Here is a 16,721-nt window from a genome sequence, read left to right as displayed (position 1 = left end):
TCGACGGCTAAAGCACTTGCCCGATATCTGGTCGGGTGCGCATTCTGGCGTGGTGAACAACGAGGTCAAGATGCAATCAGCGGGTACTCTGCATGGTCAGCTACAGCGGGGGCTCGGCAGGGCGGCGCGGCGGGCGGCCGACCGGCCGGGCGCGGGAGAGTACGTGTACGACTGCATACGCCGCGATCCGCGGTGGGACCCTCAATGCGAGACGCGCAGCCTGTACTACGCCCGGTTGATGGTCGATCTCGAACTACCCGTGCGTCCTGTCGCCGAGCATCTGTTCGACCCAGCCGACCAGGGCGAGGGCGACGAACGGCGGGTGCTGCTGGCCTTGCGGGTGCTGACCGACCTGGCACGGCTGAGCCGCCGGGAGGCGGCGGGGGTGCTGCGCCGGTACGCCGAGGAGGGCACGCACTGGCTCGACGCCGTGGAGGCCCTTATCGAGCTGGGCGATCCCGGGCCGGCCGCCGGGATGGAGGCTCTGGTGGACGCGCGCTGCGACGACGCCACGCTCAATCTGCTGATCATGGGGCCGAGCAATCCGGTGATCGAGAGCTGGGCGGCCAGGCGGCCGCGGATCGCCGACGCGCTCAGCCGCGTCCGGGAGAAGGGGCGGCTGCGCCGGACGGGCACCGGTTCCGGTGCCGCCGACCGGTCGCGGCGCTCGGAGGACGAGTTGCTCGAACTGGCCAGGCGGCGCGACGACGCCGCGGTGGGGGCCATCTTCGAGCTGGGGCGCAGGCGCGCGCCGGGCCTGTTGGATCTGGCGGAGGAACTGCTGCCCCAGCGACCTAGCAGATGGGGCGGGGCCGTGTGCCGTGCGTTGCGCGAGTACGGGCCGGAGGCGCTGCCGCGCGCGCGGGCGTGGGCCAGCACCAGAGGCGGTTGCGCCGACATGGGTTTGGCGATCCTCGCCCGCTACGGCACGCGCCAAGACATCCCCTTGCTGATGACCGAGTTGCATGACGCGCTTGAACGCCGTGATTGGGGTGACGCCGCAGGTCCCATTGAGGGCTTGGGCAGGCTACGCGCAGGCGAAGCCGTACCGTTGCTGAAATCCGCTTGGACCGAGTCGACCTACGCTTTTCTACGACCACGTGTGCTGACCGCTTTGACCCGTACCGCGCCCCACACGGCCGAGTCCTACACCATCGAGGGCCTGTGGGACTGCGAGGAGGGCGTACGCCAGGTCGCGTCCCAGACCGCGCCCCTCACCCGCGAGACCCGCATCCGCCTCCAACGGCTCCATCATGACGAGGCCGAGGAACCCGGCGTGCGCGCGGCGGCCGCGAGCCGCCTGATGCAGCACTAGCAGAGCACTGACAAAGCACTGCCGCAGCACTGTCGCGGCACTGAAGCAGCAGAGATGTAACCCTGAAGGTGCACTGAACCTCGCAGGCCCCTCTTGCGTACCTCCCGTCGATTCGCGCATCTCACGCGGGAGGAAGGGCCAATGGGCTCCCTGTACCACCTCACCCCGGTCAAGGCCGCACTGGTGTGCGGCGCCGCACTAGCGCTGTCCCTGGCCGCCGGCTGCTCGAAGTCGGGTCAGGAGACGCCTCAGGCGCAACGCGCCACGATCGAGCAGCTCGCGCAGAAGACCGGGTGCACACTGATCGGCAAACGCGACTCCAAGGAGCTGAAGCAGGGGCAGTGCAAGACGTCCGCGGGGCGGTACGTGCTGGTCAGCTTCACCGACGACAAGGGCCGGGACGCCTGGCTGACCGAGGCCAAGCCGTGGGGCGGCACGTACCTGGTCGGGCCGGGCTGGGTGGCGGTGGCCACCCCGCAGATCCTGGAGACGCTGCGCAAGGACCTGGGCGGCAGCATCGTCCACGGCGACCAGCACGGCGTGGGCGACAAGAACGGCGGCCACGGTCCCGGCCACTCGGGTGGATGACGCGGGGGACCCGGCGTCACCGCCGGGTATGACTTGCCTCGGCGCGAGGTTCCGTCCTCGGAAGGGGTGGGGCGTGGCCCCGGCCCCCTAGACTCCGAGCCATGATCTCGCCTGTACGACGGAAGCTGGCGCTGCTGCCCCTGTTGCTGCTGCCCCTCGGGGCGGCGGCGTGCAGCAGCGAGAACGCCGAGACCGACTGCACCATCAACGCGTGCACCGTGACCTTCAACCGTGGCGTCGACGCCCGCGCGTCCATCCTGGGCGTGGAGGCGGAGCTGGTGAGCGTGCAGGGCCAGAACGTCACGATGAGGATCGCCGGACAGCAGATCACCGTCCCGGTGGGCGAGGGCGAGCAGGCGGAGGGGTTCGACATCTCCGTCCAGTCGGTCACCAAGGACAACGTGGTCGTCAAGATCTCCAACGGCGGGGGCGGCTGACCCCTCGCCGGTGGATCGGGGGGCGCCGCCACCCTCCCCGGAACGTATGCTTCGCTCATGCGTTCGATCAGTGTGGACACGCGGCGGGCGCTGCTGGCGCACCGGCACCGGCTGGCGCCCGCGGCGAAGGCGGACGACGCGGCCTCCGTCGCCAGGTCCCTCGTGGCCCTGCACGCCACCGACCCGGCCACGGTGTTCCTGTCGGTCGCGGCGCGCGGGCGCGATGTCACGCCCGCCGCGATCGAGGCCGCCCTGTACGACGACCGCACGCTCGTACGGCTGCTGGCGATGCGGCGCACGATGTTCGTGGTGCCGGTCGAACTGCTCCCCGTCTTACAGGCGTCGTGCGCCGACGCCCTGGCGGTACGGCAGCGCCGCACCTACTCCCGGTTCATGGAGCAGGCCGGGCTCGGCGCCGGCCACCCCGGCGGGCTCGACGGCTGGCTCGCCGAGGTCGAGGAGGCCACGCACCGGGCGCTGCTGGCCCGCGGCGAGGCCACCGGCGCGCAGCTCAGCGCCGACGAGCCGCGGCTGCGCACCAAGGTCCACCCGGCGCCGGACAAGTCGTACTCGCGTCCCGTCAGCATCACGACCTGGGTCCTGGTGATACTGGGCTGCCAGGGGCGGATCGTGCGCGGGCGTCCCAACGGATCCTGGATCAGCAGCCAGTACCGCTGGTCGCCCATCGAGGCGTGGCTGCCCGGCGGGATCACCCCGGTGCCGCCCGAGCAGGCCCGTGCCGACCTGGTACGGGAGTGGCTGCGCGCGTTCGGCCCCGCCCCCGTGTCCGACCTCAAGTGGTGGACGGGCTGGACGATGGGCGAGGTGCGCAAGGCCCTGGCCCTTCTGGACGTCACGGAGGTCGAGCTGCCCGACGAGCGGACCGGCACCGCGACCGGCGTGATGCTCACCGACGACCTCGGCACGCCCGTACCCGAACCGGAGCCATGGGCGGCGCTGCTGCCCGCCCTCGACCCGACGCCCATGGGCTGGCAGGAACGCGACTGGCTCGTCGGCGACCACCGGCCGCGCCTGTTCGACCGGTCCGGCAACATCGGCCCGACCGTGTGGTGGAACGGCCGCGTCGTGGGCGGCTGGGCCCAGCGAGGCGACGGCGAGATCGCGCTGCGCCTGCTGGAGGACGTGGGCGCCGAGGCGAGGACCGCGATCGAGGCCGAGGCCGATCGCATCGCCGGCTGGTGCGGCGGGGTGCGCGTCACCCCGCGCTTCCGCACGCCGCTGGAACGCGAGCTGTCCTCGTGACCCACCGCCCCGGCCCACCGCCGCGGACCCGCGGCGCCCTCCCGCGCCGGGACCGTACAGAATAGGGCCATGCCCGCAGAACGCATGCTGCCCAGCCCCGAAGCCGAGGACCTCATCGCGCTCACCCGGGAGATCGCGCGCAAGGAGCTGGAGCCGCGGGCGGCGCCCGCCGAGGAGGCCGGGGAGTTCCCGCGTGAGATGTTCCGGCTGCTGGGCCGGTCCGGGCTGCTCGGGCTGCCCTATCCCGAGGACGTGGGCGGCGGCGGGCAGCCGTACGAGGTCTACCTCCAGGTGCTGGAGGAGATCGCGGCGGTGTGGGCGTCGGTCGCGGTCGGCGTCAGCGTGCACACGCTGGCCTGCTACCCGCTCAGCGCGTTCGGCGGCGACGAGCACCGCAAGCGGCTCCCCGACCTGCTGGCCGGGGACCTGCTGGGCGGGTACGCGCTGTCGGAGGCGCAGGCGGGCTCGGACGCGGCCGCACTGGCCACCCGCGCCGTCCCGGACGGGGACGGCTACCGGGTGACCGGCACCAAGATGTGGATCACCCATGGCGGCGAGGCCGACTTCTACGTCCTGTTCGCGCGCACGTCGGACGAGGGGGGCCGCGGCATCTCCTGCTTCCTGGTGGACGGCCTGGAGGACGGGCGGATGCCGGGCCTGTCGTTCGGGACGCCCGAGCGGAAGATGGGCCTGACCGGCTCCACCACCGCGCAGCTGATCTTCGAGGACGCACGGCTGCCCGCGGAGAGCCGGATCGGCGCGGAGGGCCAGGGCCTCCCCATCGCGCTGTCCGCACTGGACTCGGGACGGCTGGGCATCGCGGCGTGCGCGGTGGGCCTGGCGCAGGGCGCCCTCGACCACGCGGTGTCGTACGCCGCCAGGCGCGAGCAGTTCGGCAGGCCGATCATCGCGAACCAGGGGCTGGCGTTCCTGCTGGCCGACATGGCCGCGGCCGTGGAGTCCGCCCGCGCGACGTACCTGGAGGCGGCCAGGCGCAAGGACCGCGGGCTGCCGTTCGGGCGGCAGGCGTCCATCGCCAAGCTGGTCGCCACGGACGCGGCGATGAAGGTGACCACGGACGCCGTGCAGGTGCTCGGCGGGTACGGCTACACCCGCGACTTCCCCGTCGAGCGGTACATGCGCGAGGCCAAGGTGATGCAGATCTTCGAGGGCACCAACCAGATCCAGCGGATGGTGATCGGCCGTCACCTCGCCCGCGACGCCGGCTGAGCCCCGCGCCGGGTCTCAGTACGGCCTTCAGTACGGCCAGGATTCGTGCGGTCCCGGCGTGCCCGCCATCGCGGCGCCGGGATCCCTGGCGGAGTTCCTCCGCATCAGCAGGATCACGACGAAGGCGATGAGGGCCGCGCACCCGAGGAAGATCCCCACGATGAGGCCCAGCCCCATGTAGCCGTAGGAGGTGTCGTCCGGCACGATCCGCACGGTCCCGGCGGTGCCCTCGCAGGTCAGCTCGGGCCGGCCGGACAGCGTGGCGGTGAAGGACGCCGCCCAGCGGTATCCGGGGGGCGGTGTGGCGGCCCAGGAGTTCTCCTTGGTCAGCTCGACGGGCCCGGGATCCTCGTTCGGGTAGGCCACCGTGCAGCTCGTGGGCGGGGGGTCGCCGTCGCGTACGAAGATGAAGTAGTTGTAGCCGCCGGTCACTACGATCTGGATCCCCTCGCGGGCGTCGCCGGACGCCCGGGGGCCGTCCGCGGCCTGCGCCTCGTCCCAGGTGACGGCGACCACCGCGACCACGACGATCACCGCGATGGCCAGCAGCACGGCGGGCAGCGCGAACCAGCCCGCGCCGGGCCGGATCCGCGGCGGCTCGGAGGACGGAGGAGGCCCCACAGGTAGCTCGAACCCGGGCCACATGGACGACCTCCCCCGAATCCGCGTTGTTTTACGCAAATATGGCAGAGAACTCCGGCCCCTGCCATGCGCCCCACCGGCCGGAAGGTTCCGGTCACGCCCCGAACGGCTACTGTTACTAGGAAGTAACGGTTACTAGGCAGTAGTACCGCGTACTGGAGACAGCATGGCACTCAGGGACCGCTGGCCCGCCGCCCCGATCCGGATCCCCCGCCCCCGCCCGCTGCGGCGCTACCACGTCGAACGCGACCTCCCCATCAGCATGAACGACGGGGTGACGCTGCTGGCCGACCGGTACGTGCCCGCCGGGATGGACCGTCCCGCACCCACCATCCTGGTCCGCACGCCCTATGGGAGGCGCGGCCCGGCCGCCGTCGTCGCCGGGCTGCCGTTCGTCCCGTTCGGGTTCCAGCTGCTCGTCCAGAGCGCCCGCGGGACGTTCGGCTCGGAGGGCGAGTTCGACCCGCTCGGCAGCGAGCGCGAGGACGGCCTCGCCACCGTGGAATGGCTGCGGAACCAGCCGTGGTTCAACGGGTCGTTCGCCGCCTACGGCGCCAGTTACCTGGGGTACTCCGCCTGGGCGCTGGCCGCGGAGGCGGGTCCGGAGCTGAAGGCGATGTCCCTCCAGATCACCGCGTCCACGTTCAGGGACGCGGCGTACATCGGCGGGAGCTTCGCGCTGGAGTCCACGCTGACCTGGACCGACCTCACCCACCGGCAGCGGCGGCCGCTCGGGTTGGTCACCGGGCCGCTGCTGTCGCGGCGCCGGGTCGCCCGCGCCGCCCTCACCGGGCGTCCCCTGGGCGAGCTGGACGTGGTCACCGGCGGCGCCCCCATGCGGTTCTACCAGGACATCCTCGCCGCCCACCACGACCCGGGCTCGGCCTACTGGCTCGACCGCGACTTCAGCGGGACGGTCGGCCGGGTCGGCGCGCCCGTCACCCTGCTCGGCGGCTGGTACGACGTGTTCCTGCCCTGGCAGATCAAGGACTATCTCGCGCTGCGCGGGGCGGGCCATCGCCCCTACCTCACGATCGGCCCGTGGTGGCACACCGACGCCCGGCACGGCCTGGTGTCCTTCCGCGAGTCGCTGGCCTGGTTCCGCGCGCACCTGCTCGGCGACTTCTCCGGGCTGCGCGCCAACCCCGTCCGGATCTACGTCACCGGGGCGCGGGAGTGGCGCGAGTACGGCGACTGGCCCCCGCCCGGAATGGAGCAGCGGCGCTGGCACCTGCACGCGGGCGGCGGGCTCGGCGAGGACGGGCCGCGGCCCGCGCCGCCCAGCCGCTACCGGTTCGAGCCCGCCAGGCCCACGCCCGCCCTCGGCGGCCCCAGGATCCTGGGAAGCTCCCGTCCCGTCGACAACCGGCCCCTGGAGCGGCGCGAGGACGTCCTGGTGTTCTCCTCCCCCGTCCTGAAGGACGACCTGGAGGTGATCGGCCCGGTCGCGGCCGACCTGTTCGTCCGGTCGAGCCGGGAGCACACCGACTTCATCGTCCGGCTCTGCGACGTGGCGCCGGACGGGACGTCCCGCAACGTGTGCGAGGGCGGCCTGCGCCTGGACCCGGGCCGTTCCGTCGCCACCGAGGCCGTCGGCTACAAGGACGTGGGCACCGAGGGCGTCCGGCGGGTGGCGATCGACCTGTGGCCGGCCGGGCACAGGTTCCGGCGGGGCCACCGCGTCCGGGTGCACGTGACCAGCGGCGCCTACCCGAAGGTGGCGGCCAACCCGGGCACCGGGGAGCCGATCGCCACCGCCCGCATGTCCGTCCCGGCCAGGCAGGAGGTCTTCCACGACCCCGACCACCCCTCGGCGATCCTGCTCCCGGTCGTCCGGCGCGCCGCCGAGGCCGTCTCCCCCGCCCCGCACGAGGAGAACGGGCCGGACCTCGGTCACGGCCGGGGTACGCGGGGCCGGTGACCTAGCGGACGGGGTGGCCCGCGTCTCCGAGGGCGTGCTTCACCTCGGGGATCGTGAGCTCGCCGAAGTGGAACACGCTGGCCGCCAGGACGGCGTCGGCGCCCGCCTCGATGGCGGGGGCGAAGTGCTCCACCGCGCCCGCGCCGCCGCTGGCGATCACCGGGACGGTGACGGCCTCGCGGACACGGCGCAGCATCTCCAGGTCGAAGCCGTTCTTGGTGCCGTCGGCGTCCATGGAGTTGAGCAGGATCTCCCCCACGCCCAGGTCCTCGCCGCGGCGCACCCACTCGATCGCGTCGATGCCCGTGCCCCTGCGGCCCCCGTGGGTGGTGACCTCGAAGCCGGAGGGCGTCCCCTCGGCGCGGCGGGCGTCCACGGACAGGACGACGCACTGGGAGCCGAAGCGGTGCGCGGCCTCGCGGAGGAACTCGGGACGGGCGATGGCGGCGGTGTTGATGGACACCTTGTCGGCCCCGGCGCGCAGGAGCCTGTCGACGTCCTCGACGGTGCGGACGCCGCCGCCGACGGTGAGGGGGATGAAGACCTGCTCGGCGGTGCGCCGCACCACGTCGTAGGTGGTGGAACGGTCGCCGCTGGACGCCGTGATGTCCAGGAACGTGAGCTCGTCGGCGCCCTCCGCGTCGTACCGGCGGGCCAGCTCGACGGGGTCGCCCGCGTCCCGCAGGTTCTGGAAGTTCACGCCCTTCACCACGCGCCCGGCGTCCACGTCCAGGCACGGGATCACCCGGACCGCCACGCTCACGACGTCCCCCTGTACGCCTCGACCTCGACCTCGACCAGCATGCGCGGGTCGATCAGGCCCGCCACCACCACCATCGTGGCCGCCGGGCGGATATGCTGGAACAGGCTGCCGTGCGCCCGGCCGACCTCGGCGGAGTCACCGGCCCTGGTGATGTACATGCGGGTCCGGACGACGTCGTTGCGGGTCAGGCCGAGCCGTTCCAGCGACCACAGCGCGATCTGGAAGGCGGTCCTGGTCTGCTCGTACGGGTCGCCGGGGTGGACGACCTTGCCCTCCACGGTGGCGGTGCAGCCCGCGACCAGGGCCAGGTCCCCCGCCATCACGGCGCGGGAGTAGCCGAACTCGTCCTCCCACAGCCCGCCCGAGGAGATCCGCTCGATCACTTGACCGCCTCAAGGGCTTCCTGGAGCGTGAACGCCCGCGCGTACAGGGCCTTGCCGACGATCGCGCCCTCGACGCCCTCCGGGACGAGCGCGGCGAGGGCGCGCAGGTCGTCCAGGGACGACACGCCGCCGGACGCGACGACGGGCTTGTCGGTGCGGGAGCAGACCTCGCGCAGCAGCTCGGTGTTGGGGCCGCGCAGGGTGCCGTCCTTGGTCACGTCGGTGACGACGTAACGCGGGCAGCCGTCCTTCTCCAGGCGTTCCAGGACCTCCCACAGGTCGCCGCCCTCACGCGTCCAGCCGCGGGCGGCCAGGGTGGTGCCGCGCACGTCCAGGCCGACCGCGATCCTGTCCCCGTACGCGCCGATGATCCGGCGGCACCACTCGGGGTTCTCCAGCGCGGCCGTGCCGATGTTGACCCGCGCGCACCCGGTGGACAGCGCGGCCTCCAGGGACTCGTCGTCCCGGATGCCGCCGGACAGCTCGACCTTCACCTCCAGCCGCCCGGTGACCTCGGCCAGCAGCTCCCGGTTGGAGCCGCGGCCGAACGCGGCGTCCAGGTCGACCAGATGGATCCACTCCGCCCCCGCCTCCTGCCAGGCCAGGGCGGCCTCCAGCGGCGACCCGTAGGAGGTCTCGGTGCCGGCCTCGCCCTGGACCAGGCGTACGGCCTGGCCATCGGCGACGTCGACGGCGGGAAGGAGAGTGAGGGTCATGCGCAAACCTTACCGGTGGGGCGGGGACCAGACAGGAACGGACAGGATCGGACGGGAGCGGGCGGAGCGCGGGCCGGTGCCCGTCAGGGCAGGGTGGCCAGCCAGTTCTCCAGCAGCGTGGCGCCGGCGTCGCCGGACTTCTCCGGGTGGAACTGCGTCGCGCACAGCGGCCCGTTCTCGACCGCGGCGACGAACCGGTCGCCGTGCTCGGACCAGGTGACCAGCGGCGGCTTGATCAGGCCGGACGGGTCGGCGGGCAGCTCCCAGCGGCGCACCGCGTAGGAGTGGACGAAGTAGAACCGGGTGCCGGGACCGAGCCCGCTGAACAGCCGCGTGCCCTCGGGCGCCTCGACGGTGTTCCAGCCCATGTGCGGGACGACGGGCGCCTCCAGCCGCTCGACGGTGCCCGGCCACTCGGCGCAGCCCTCGGTGGTGACGCCGTGCTCGATGCCCTTGGCGAACAGGATCTGCATGCCCACGCAGATGCCGAGCACGGGGCGCCCGCCGGCGAGACGGCGCCCGATGATCTGGTCGCCGCGCACCGACAGCAGGCCCTCCATGCACGCGGCGAACGCCCCCACGCCCGGGACGATCAGGCCGTCGGCGTTCAGCGCCGCGTCCCGGTCGGGCGTGACGGTCACCTCCACGCCGTGCCGCGCCACCGCGCGCTCGGCGGAGCGCAGGTTGCCCGAGCCGTAGTCCAGGATGACGATCTTCTTGGTCACGGCCGCGGCGCTCCCGCGGTGAAGTCGAGGCCGCCGGTGGACACGGCTACAGCGCCCCCTTGGTCGACGGGATGCCCCGCACCTTGGGGTCGTGGGCGACCGCGTCGCGCAGCGCCCGCGCCAGGGCCTTGAACTGGGCCTCGACGATGTGGTGCGCGTTACGCCCGTACGGGACGTGGACGTGCAGCGCCACCTGCGCGTTCGCCACGAACGACTCCAGGATGTGCCGGGTCAGCGTCGTGTCGTACTCGGGGCCGATCATCGGCGCCATGCCTTCGGGCTCGCTGTGCACCAGGTAGGGACGGCCGGACACGTCCACGGTGACCTGCGCCAGCGCCTCGTCCAGCGGGATCGAGGCGTGGGCGAAGCGGCGGATGCCCGCCTTGTCGCCCAGCGCCTGCCGGAACGCCTGCCCGAGCGCGATGGCGGTGTCCTCGATGGTGTGGTGGCTGTCGATGTACAGGTCGCCGGAGGTCTTGACGGTGAGGTCGAACGACCCGTGCTTGCCGAGCTGCGCCAGCATGTGGTCGAAGAAGCCGACGCCGGTGGCGACGTCCACCACGCCCGTACCGTCCAGGTCGATCTCCACCAGGACCTGGGTCTCCTTGGTCCCGCGTTCCACACGGCCCTTGCGGTGTGTCACAGCCGTCACAGACTCTCCTTGATCGCGTTCCGGAAGGCGGCCATCTCCTCCGGGGTACCGACGCTCACCCGCAGCCACTCGGGCGGCCCCACCTGCCGGATCAGCACGCCCTTGCCGAGCAGCGCCCGCCACACCCGCTCGCGGTCGGGGAAGCGCCCGAACAGGACGAAGTTGGCGTCGGAGTCGGCCACCTCGAAGCCCTCGGCACGCAGCCACGCCACCAGGTCGTCGCGCTCGCGGCGCAGCATGCCGACGGTGCTCAGCAGGTCCGCCTCGTGCGCGAGGGCGGTGCGGGCCACGGCCTGGGTGACCGCGGACAGATGGTACGGCAGCCGCACCAGTTGCAGCGCGTCCACCACGGCGGGGTCGGCCGCCAGGTAGCCGAGGCGGGTGCCAGCCATGGCGAACGCCTTCGACATCGTCCGGGTCACGATCAGCCGCGGGCGGCCGGGCAGCAGCGTCAGCGCGGACGGGGTGCCGGCGCGGCGGAACTCGGCGTACGCCTCGTCCACCACGACCATGCCGGGCGCCGCGTCCAGCACCGCCTCGATCGCCTCCAGCGGCAGCGCGGTGCCGGTCGGGTTGTTGGGGGAGGTGAGGAACACCACATCGGGACGGTGCTCCTCGACCGCGGCGACGGCGCGCCCCGGGTCGAGGCCGAAGTCCTCGTCGCGGTGCGCGTCGATCCAGCGGGTGCCGGACACCCGGGTGATGATCGGGTGCATCGAGTACGACGGCTCGAAGCCGAGGGCGCCGCGTCCCGGGCCGCCGAACGCCTGGAGGATCTGCAGCAGGATCTCGTTGGACCCGTTGGCCGCCCACACCTGGCGGGCCGTCAGCCCGGCGCCAGGGGTGTCGCCGTTGAGGAACGCCGCCAGGTCCTCGCGCAGCGCCACGGCGTCGCGGTCGGGGTAGCGGTTGAGGCCGCCCGCCACGTCCGCCACGGCCTCGGCGAGCGCCTTCACCAGCCGGTCGGACGGCGGGTAGGGGTTCTCGTTGGTGTTCAGGGCCACCGGGACGTCCAGTTGCGGCGCCCCGTACGGCTCGCGCCCCCGCAGGTCGTCGCGGATGGGCAGGTCGTTCAGGGACGTCATGGGGCGGGGATCTCCCAGTCGAACCGGGCCTTCAGGGCGGCGCCGTGGGCGGGCAGGTCCTCGGCCTCGGCCAGCGTGACCACGCGCGCGGTTGCCTCGGCCAGCGCGGCCCGGTCGTACTCCACGACATGGACGCCGCGCAGGAACGACTGGACCGACAGTCCCGAGGAATGGCAGGCGCAGCCGCCGGTCGGCAGGACGTGGTTGGACCCGGCCAGGTAGTCGCCCAGCGACACCGGCGCGTGCGGCCCGATGAAGATCGCACCCGCGTTGCGCACCCGGGCCGCGACCTCGCGGGCGTCCGCGGTCTGGACCTCCAGGTGCTCGGCCGCGTAGGCGTCGGCGACCGTCAGGCCGTCGTCCAGCCCGTCGACCAGCACGATCCCGGACTGGCGCCCGGCCAGCGCCGCGGTGATCCGCTCAGCGTGCCTGGTGCGGGCCACCTGCCCCTTGAGCTCGGTCTCGACCGCGTCCGCCAGCTCCGCCGAGTCGGTGATCAGCACGGCGGCGGCCAGCGTGTCGTGCTCGGCCTGGCTGATCAGGTCGGCGGCGACGTGCACCGGGTCGGCGGTCCGGTCCGCCAGGATCGCGATCTCCGTGGGCCCCGCCTCCGAGTCGATCCCGATCACGCCCTTGAGCAGCCGCTTGGCCGCCGCCACGTACACGTTCCCGGGGCCGGTCACCAGGTCCACGGGCGGGCAGTCCTCGGTGCCGTAGGCGAACATCGCGATCGCCTGGGCGCCGCCCGCCGCGTACACCTCGTCCACGCCGAGCAACGCGCACGCCGCCAGGATCGCCGGGTGCGGAAGCCCGTTCCCCTGCGCCGGCGACGTCACGGCCAGGGACTCCACCCCGGCCTCCTGCGCGGGCACCACGTTCATGATCACGCTGGACGGGTAGACGGCGTTGCCGCCCGGCACGTACAGCCCGACCCGGCGCACCGGCACCCACCGCTCGGTGACCGTCCCGCCCGGCACCACCTGCGTGGTCACGTCCTCGCGCCGCTGGTCGCGGTGGACGAGCCGGGTCCGCCGGATCGCCTCCTCCAGCGCGTCCCGCAGCCCCGGATCGAGCGCCGCGAGCGCGTCCCGCACCGCCTGCGCGGGCACCCGGACGCTCTCCAGCCTCACCCCGTCGAACCGCTCGGTGTACTCCCGGACGGCCTCCGAGCCCCTATGCCGCACGTCCTCGCAGATGGGCCGCACCTTCTCCAGGGCGGCCTCGACGTCGAGCTCGGCGCGGGGCAGCACGGAACGCAGCTCGCCGCCCGTGGGCAGCGAGCCGCGCAGATCGATCCGGGAAATCACCGCTCCAGCTTATCGACAGAACGACATCCGCCCTGCGCCGGTCGGCTACGCGGTCGCCTTGAGGGTGCCGTCGAGGACGGTGGTGGCCTTGCCGGAGAGGAGGACGCGGTCGCCGCGCAGCTCGGTGCGGACGTGGCCGCCCCGGGAGGACGCCTGGAACCCGGTGAGCGTGGCGCGGTCCAGCTTGGACGTCCAGTACGGGGCCAGGGCGCAGTGGGCGGAGCCGGTGACCGGATCCTCGTCGATGCCGACGCTGGGGGCGAAGACGCGGGACACGAAGTCGTACCCGGCGTCCGGCGCGGCCTGGGCGGTGACGATGACGGTGCGGGCGTCGACGGCGGACAGGGCGGTGATGTCCGGGGTGAGCTTGCGCACCACGTCCTCGCCCGAGACCTCCACCAGCAGGTCGTCCTGGGCGTTGCGGCCCGTCCAGCCCGGCTGGACGCCGAGCGCGTCGGCCAGGCCGGCCGGGGCGGGGGCCTGGGCGGGCGGGACGGCGGGGAAGTCCATCTCCAGCAGGCCGCCCTCGCCGGGGCCGACGGTCAGCACACCGCTGTGCAGGGTCCGGAACCGGATCGGCCCGGCGGACGGGACGGCGCCGGCCTCGTACAGGGCGTGCGCGGCGGCCAGGGTGGCGTGCCCGCACAGCGCGACCTCGACCTCGGGGGTGAACCAGCGCAGTTCGAGATCGGCACCGGGGTCGTCGTCCAGGGGGCGGACGAACGCGGTCTCGGAGTGCCGCATCTCGGCCGCGACCCGCTGCATCCACGCGGGGTCCGCGGGAGCGTCCAGCAGGCAGACTCCGGCCGGGTTGCCGGCGAACGGGCGATCGGTGAAGGCGTCGATGACGAAGATCCGCATGCCCACGAGGTTAGGCCCGCGGGGCGCCGGCGCGGCAGGGCCGATCGGCCTCAGTGGCCTGGTCCGCCATCCGGCGGCGTCTTCAGATTGTGAGAATTTCAGGGATAGCAAGATCATTATCCTCGGGCGTATCCTGAGAGGAGGAGCGCTCTCGACGGACGCACGCCAGAGGCGAGGGTGGGGATGCGGTGACCGAGCTGCTTCCTCTGTTCCCCCTGGGCACGGTCCTCTTCCCGGGCCTGGTCCTCCCTCTGCATCTGTTCGAGGAGCGGTACCGGCTGCTCATCCGCGACCTGCTGGAACGGCCCAAGCCGTGGCGGCTCGGCGTGGTCGGCATCGAGGTCGGGCACGAGGTCGGCGACACCGCGGGGCTGCGGCTGGCCGGGGTCGGCTGCGTGGCCGAGGTGCACGGCGTGAACGGACGCCCGGACGGCCGGTTCGACATCGTCACCATCGGCGCCGACCGGTTCCGCGTCAAGCGGCTCGACCGCGGCCTGCCGTACCTGCGCGGCGAGGTGGAGTTCCTGCCCGAGGAGGCTGGCGCCGAACCCGGGCCGCTCGCCCACCGGGCCCGGCTGCTCTTCCAGCTCTACCGGCACCGGCTGGCCGCCGTCGGCGCGGACGTGGTCGAGCCCGTCGACCTTCCCGACGACCCGGTGCGCCTGTCGTACCTGATCGCCTCGGCCGTGGTGCTGGACGGGCACGAGAAGCAGCGGCTGCTGGAGGCCGAGGACGCCGCCCTGCGCCTGCGCGCCGAGCACGACCTGCTGGCGCGCGAGAACCGGCTGCTCAACGGCCTGGCGACCGTCCCGGCCGGCCAGTTTCTGGACACCTCGGTCCATCCCAACTGACCTCGGTCCCTCCCACCTGAACCCACCTGAAATCGGATGGGCACCCGGCGGTCGTTGCGGGCAGGATGGCGCGCATGGGTTCACGCAAGTCCAAGGGAGGGCAGGGCACGCCGGCCACGCTCGCCGCGGCCAAGGCGGAGATCGGGTTCACGCTGCATCCGTACGAGCCGGACCCGGCCGCCGAGTCGTACGGCGCGGCGGCGGCGCGGGCGCTGGGCGTGCCGCCCGAGCGGGTCTTCAAGACGCTGCTGGCCGAGGTGGACGGGGCGCTCACGGTGGCGGTCGTCCCGGTGTCGGGATCGCTGGACCTGAAGGCGCTCGCCGCGGCGGCCGGCGGCAAGAAGGCGCGGATGGCCGACCCCAAGGTCGCGGAGCGCGCCACCGGGTACGTCGTGGGCGGGATCAGCCCGCTGGGGCAACGCCGCGAACTGCCGACCGTGGTGGACGAGTCGGTGTCAGGGTTCCCGACCGTCTACGTCTCCGCCGGTCGGCGCGGCCTGCAGATCGAGCTCGCGCCCGCCGACCTCGTCCGCCTCACCGCCGCGACGCTTGCGGCCATCGCCCGGGGGTAGCCGCCTGACCACCAGCTCCAGCAGCTCGTAGGCCAGGACCGACAGCACCGGCCAGAACACCACGATGCCGGTCGCGCGGAGCTGCGCCGCCCCGGTGACCAGCCGCCCGTCGGGGGCGCGCCGCACCGCGCGCTGGAAGCCGTCCAGCCCGATGTGGTGGCCGAGCCGCCAGGCCAGCAGGGACGCGGCCAGCCCGCCGGCCGCCAGCCCGAACAGCAGCGGCAGGTCGTTGCCCCGGCCCCCGGCGAGGTACGCGGCGATCCCGCAGGCCAGGCCCGCGGCCACGGCGATCAGCGCGAACCGGCCGTCCGTCGCGATGGGCGCCTGGCCTTCCGGATCGGCAAGCACGGCCTGACCTCGGATAACGATGTAGGTCACCTTGGGGGAGATCTCCGCCCACAACAGCCCGGCGGGGACCCCGAGGAATGCGATGATCGCAGTGGTGACCGCCCAGGTCCGCAAGGTGCCCATGGTCGGTCCCCGCACTGCCCACGCTCCTTCGACTGCCGCCCCGGACGCAACCCGAGCGGTGACACAGCCTAGTGGCTCACGGCCGTGCCGCCCGACGGCCGTGCCGCCGGCCGGGGCGGTCCGCAGACAACCGAACGGTGTCCGATTCCCGCCGCAGAGCGGCCCGATTCTCTGAGATAATGTGCCCGACATGTCCGGATTCAGCCCCGCGTTCCAACGCCTCGGCGCCGCTCTCGCCGCGGTCGTGCTCCAGCAGCAGGAGACGCTGGCCGAGTTCCTGCCGCGCGAGGATTGGAGCGCCGACCTGACCGCCCGCACCTACACCAGCGGCGGGGTGACGGTGCAGGTGTCACTGCTCGGCAGCTACGCCGCGCGCGAGCGCACCTGGTTGTGGGGCTGGGCCAACCCGCAGTTCGGCGACGACCATCCGGCGGTGGAGCCGATCCTGGCCATCCGCGGCCTCGGCCGGCGGCTCGGCATCCCCGAGTTCACCACCCCCGAGGTGGACCTCGGCTGGTACGAGGGACCGGCCGGGCACGGCGGCGAGCTGATCGCGATGGCCGCGGGCGGCGTGCTGGGCGGTGGCGGCTACATCGGCGCGGGCTACGAGGGCGGCTCGGCCTACCTGCACGTGGACGACCCGCAGGCCCCGCCCGCCGCGTGGGACCCCGTCCCGGTCCCCCGCCTGCTGATGAACGCGGTGAGCCTGTTCCCCCGCGAGCCCCGGCTCACCCTGGCCCGGTTCCTGAGCCGGCACCGCGTCCCGTACCGGGAGCGCGAGGGGCTGACCGAGATCAGCCTTCCGGGCGGCGGGATCGCCCGCGCCCACTTCGACGGCCTGGGCCGCTTCGTCAACTGGCAGGCCGACCTGACCCCGGCCACCCTCTAGACACGGACCCTCTGGACACGAAGAGGTCCTTCAGACACCGCGAGCCCGAG

Annotated in this window: 19 protein-coding genes; 9 read left to right on the top strand and 10 right to left on the bottom strand. The window is 73.1% G+C overall.

What is annotated here, in order from left to right:
- Positions 1-70: 70 nt before the first annotated feature.
- The 5 genes from QSK21_RS05635 to QSK21_RS05615 all read left to right on the top strand — a co-directional run bounded on the left by QSK21_RS05635 (position 71) and on the right by QSK21_RS05615 (position 4,833).
- On the top strand, positions 71-1,315 hold the full coding sequence (locus tag QSK21_RS05635; RefSeq protein ID WP_285694155.1) for a hypothetical protein: 1,245 nt from the start codon (positions 71-73) through the stop codon (positions 1,313-1,315).
- Positions 1,316-1,456: 141 nt separating this feature from the next.
- Positions 1,457-1,903 carry a hypothetical protein gene (locus QSK21_RS05630; protein WP_285694154.1) on the top strand — a complete coding sequence of 149 codons (447 nt, stop codon included), beginning with the start codon at positions 1,457-1,459 and terminating at the stop codon, positions 1,901-1,903.
- Positions 1,904-2,004: 101 nt separating this feature from the next.
- The gene (locus tag QSK21_RS05625; RefSeq protein ID WP_285694153.1) at positions 2,005-2,340 is read left to right on the top strand and encodes a hypothetical protein; all 336 of its coding nucleotides are present in this window, start codon (positions 2,005-2,007) and stop codon (positions 2,338-2,340) included.
- Between the two features lie 57 nt (positions 2,341-2,397).
- The gene (locus QSK21_RS05620) at positions 2,398-3,603 is read left to right on the top strand and encodes a winged helix DNA-binding domain-containing protein (RefSeq protein ID WP_285694152.1); all 1,206 of its coding nucleotides are present in this window, start codon (positions 2,398-2,400) and stop codon (positions 3,601-3,603) included.
- A 69-nt stretch (positions 3,604-3,672) separates the two neighbouring features.
- Positions 3,673-4,833: an acyl-CoA dehydrogenase family protein gene (locus tag QSK21_RS05615; protein ID WP_285694151.1), complete on the top strand. Its 1,161-nt coding sequence runs from the start codon at positions 3,673-3,675 to the stop codon at positions 4,831-4,833.
- Between the two features lie 27 nt (positions 4,834-4,860).
- Here the strand turns inward: QSK21_RS05615 and QSK21_RS05610 are convergent, their stop codons facing one another.
- Entirely contained in the window at positions 4,861-5,478 is a 618-nt protein-coding gene (locus QSK21_RS05610) for a hypothetical protein (protein ID WP_285694150.1), read from the bottom strand.
- Positions 5,479-5,641: 163 nt separating this feature from the next.
- Between QSK21_RS05610 and QSK21_RS05605 the strand changes: the two genes are divergently transcribed.
- Positions 5,642-7,396: a CocE/NonD family hydrolase gene (locus QSK21_RS05605; protein ID WP_285694149.1), complete on the top strand. Its 1,755-nt coding sequence runs from the start codon at positions 5,642-5,644 to the stop codon at positions 7,394-7,396.
- Between the two features lies 1 nt (position 7,397).
- Here the strand turns inward: QSK21_RS05605 and hisF are convergent, their stop codons facing one another.
- The 8 genes from hisF to QSK21_RS05565 all read right to left on the bottom strand — a co-directional run bounded on the left by hisF (position 7,398) and on the right by QSK21_RS05565 (position 13,888).
- Entirely contained in the window at positions 7,398-8,159 is a 762-nt protein-coding gene (gene hisF / locus QSK21_RS05600) for an imidazole glycerol phosphate synthase subunit HisF (RefSeq protein WP_285694147.1), read from the bottom strand.
- Entirely contained in the window at positions 8,156-8,542 is a 387-nt protein-coding gene (locus tag QSK21_RS05595) for a RidA family protein (protein WP_285694146.1), read from the bottom strand. Before QSK21_RS05595 ends, hisF begins: the two co-directional genes overlap by 4 nt.
- The gene (gene priA / locus QSK21_RS05590) at positions 8,539-9,258 is read right to left on the bottom strand and encodes a bifunctional 1-(5-phosphoribosyl)-5-((5-phosphoribosylamino)methylideneamino)imidazole-4-carboxamide isomerase/phosphoribosylanthranilate isomerase PriA (RefSeq protein WP_502871511.1); all 720 of its coding nucleotides are present in this window, start codon (positions 9,256-9,258) and stop codon (positions 8,539-8,541) included. The genes QSK21_RS05595 and priA overlap by 4 nt, the downstream gene beginning before the upstream one ends.
- 83 nt (positions 9,259-9,341) lie before the next feature.
- A complete protein-coding gene (gene hisH, locus QSK21_RS05585; RefSeq protein ID WP_285694144.1) occupies positions 9,342-9,983 on the bottom strand; it encodes an imidazole glycerol phosphate synthase subunit HisH in 642 nt (213 codons plus the stop codon).
- A gap of 46 nt (positions 9,984-10,029) precedes the next feature.
- Positions 10,030-10,635, bottom strand: a complete 606-nt coding sequence (hisB, locus tag QSK21_RS05580; protein WP_502871510.1) for an imidazoleglycerol-phosphate dehydratase HisB — start codon at positions 10,633-10,635, stop codon at positions 10,030-10,032.
- Complete coding sequence (locus QSK21_RS05575; protein ID WP_285694143.1) at positions 10,632-11,720, bottom strand: histidinol-phosphate transaminase; 1,089 nt, start codon at positions 11,718-11,720, stop codon at positions 10,632-10,634. Before QSK21_RS05575 ends, hisB begins: the two co-directional genes overlap by 4 nt.
- Complete coding sequence (hisD, locus tag QSK21_RS05570) at positions 11,717-13,027, bottom strand: histidinol dehydrogenase (RefSeq protein ID WP_285694142.1); 1,311 nt, start codon at positions 13,025-13,027, stop codon at positions 11,717-11,719. Before hisD ends, QSK21_RS05575 begins: the two co-directional genes overlap by 4 nt.
- Before the next feature lie 45 nt (positions 13,028-13,072).
- Positions 13,073-13,888 carry a PhzF family phenazine biosynthesis protein gene (locus QSK21_RS05565; RefSeq protein ID WP_285694141.1) on the bottom strand — a complete coding sequence of 272 codons (816 nt, stop codon included), beginning with the start codon at positions 13,886-13,888 and terminating at the stop codon, positions 13,073-13,075.
- A gap of 188 nt (positions 13,889-14,076) precedes the next feature.
- On the opposite strand from QSK21_RS05565, the gene QSK21_RS05560 reads away from it, so the two are divergent.
- Both QSK21_RS05560 and ybaK read left to right on the top strand, forming a co-directional pair.
- Positions 14,077-14,739, top strand: a complete 663-nt coding sequence (locus QSK21_RS05560) for an LON peptidase substrate-binding domain-containing protein (RefSeq protein WP_285694140.1) — start codon at positions 14,077-14,079, stop codon at positions 14,737-14,739.
- Between the two features lie 74 nt (positions 14,740-14,813).
- Complete coding sequence (ybaK, locus tag QSK21_RS05555; RefSeq protein ID WP_285694139.1) at positions 14,814-15,311, top strand: Cys-tRNA(Pro) deacylase; 498 nt, start codon at positions 14,814-14,816, stop codon at positions 15,309-15,311.
- On the opposite strand, the gene QSK21_RS05550 is transcribed toward ybaK, so the two are convergent.
- Positions 15,195-15,782: a hypothetical protein gene (locus QSK21_RS05550; protein ID WP_285694137.1), complete on the bottom strand. Its 588-nt coding sequence runs from the start codon at positions 15,780-15,782 to the stop codon at positions 15,195-15,197. The two genes, ybaK and QSK21_RS05550, sit on opposite strands and share 117 nt — an antisense overlap.
- A gap of 190 nt (positions 15,783-15,972) precedes the next feature.
- Between QSK21_RS05550 and QSK21_RS05545 the strand changes: the two genes are divergently transcribed.
- Positions 15,973-16,671 (top strand): DUF6882 domain-containing protein, encoded by a 699-nt coding sequence (locus QSK21_RS05545; protein WP_285694135.1) that lies wholly within the window; start codon positions 15,973-15,975, stop codon positions 16,669-16,671.
- Positions 16,672-16,721: the final 50 nt, after the last annotated feature.

The organism is Actinomadura sp. NBRC 104412, from assembly GCF_030269515.1.
In the GTDB taxonomy this organism is placed as follows: Bacteria; Actinomycetota; Actinomycetes; order Streptosporangiales; family Streptosporangiaceae; genus Spirillospora.
This window is presented reverse-complemented; position numbering and strand designations above follow the sequence as displayed.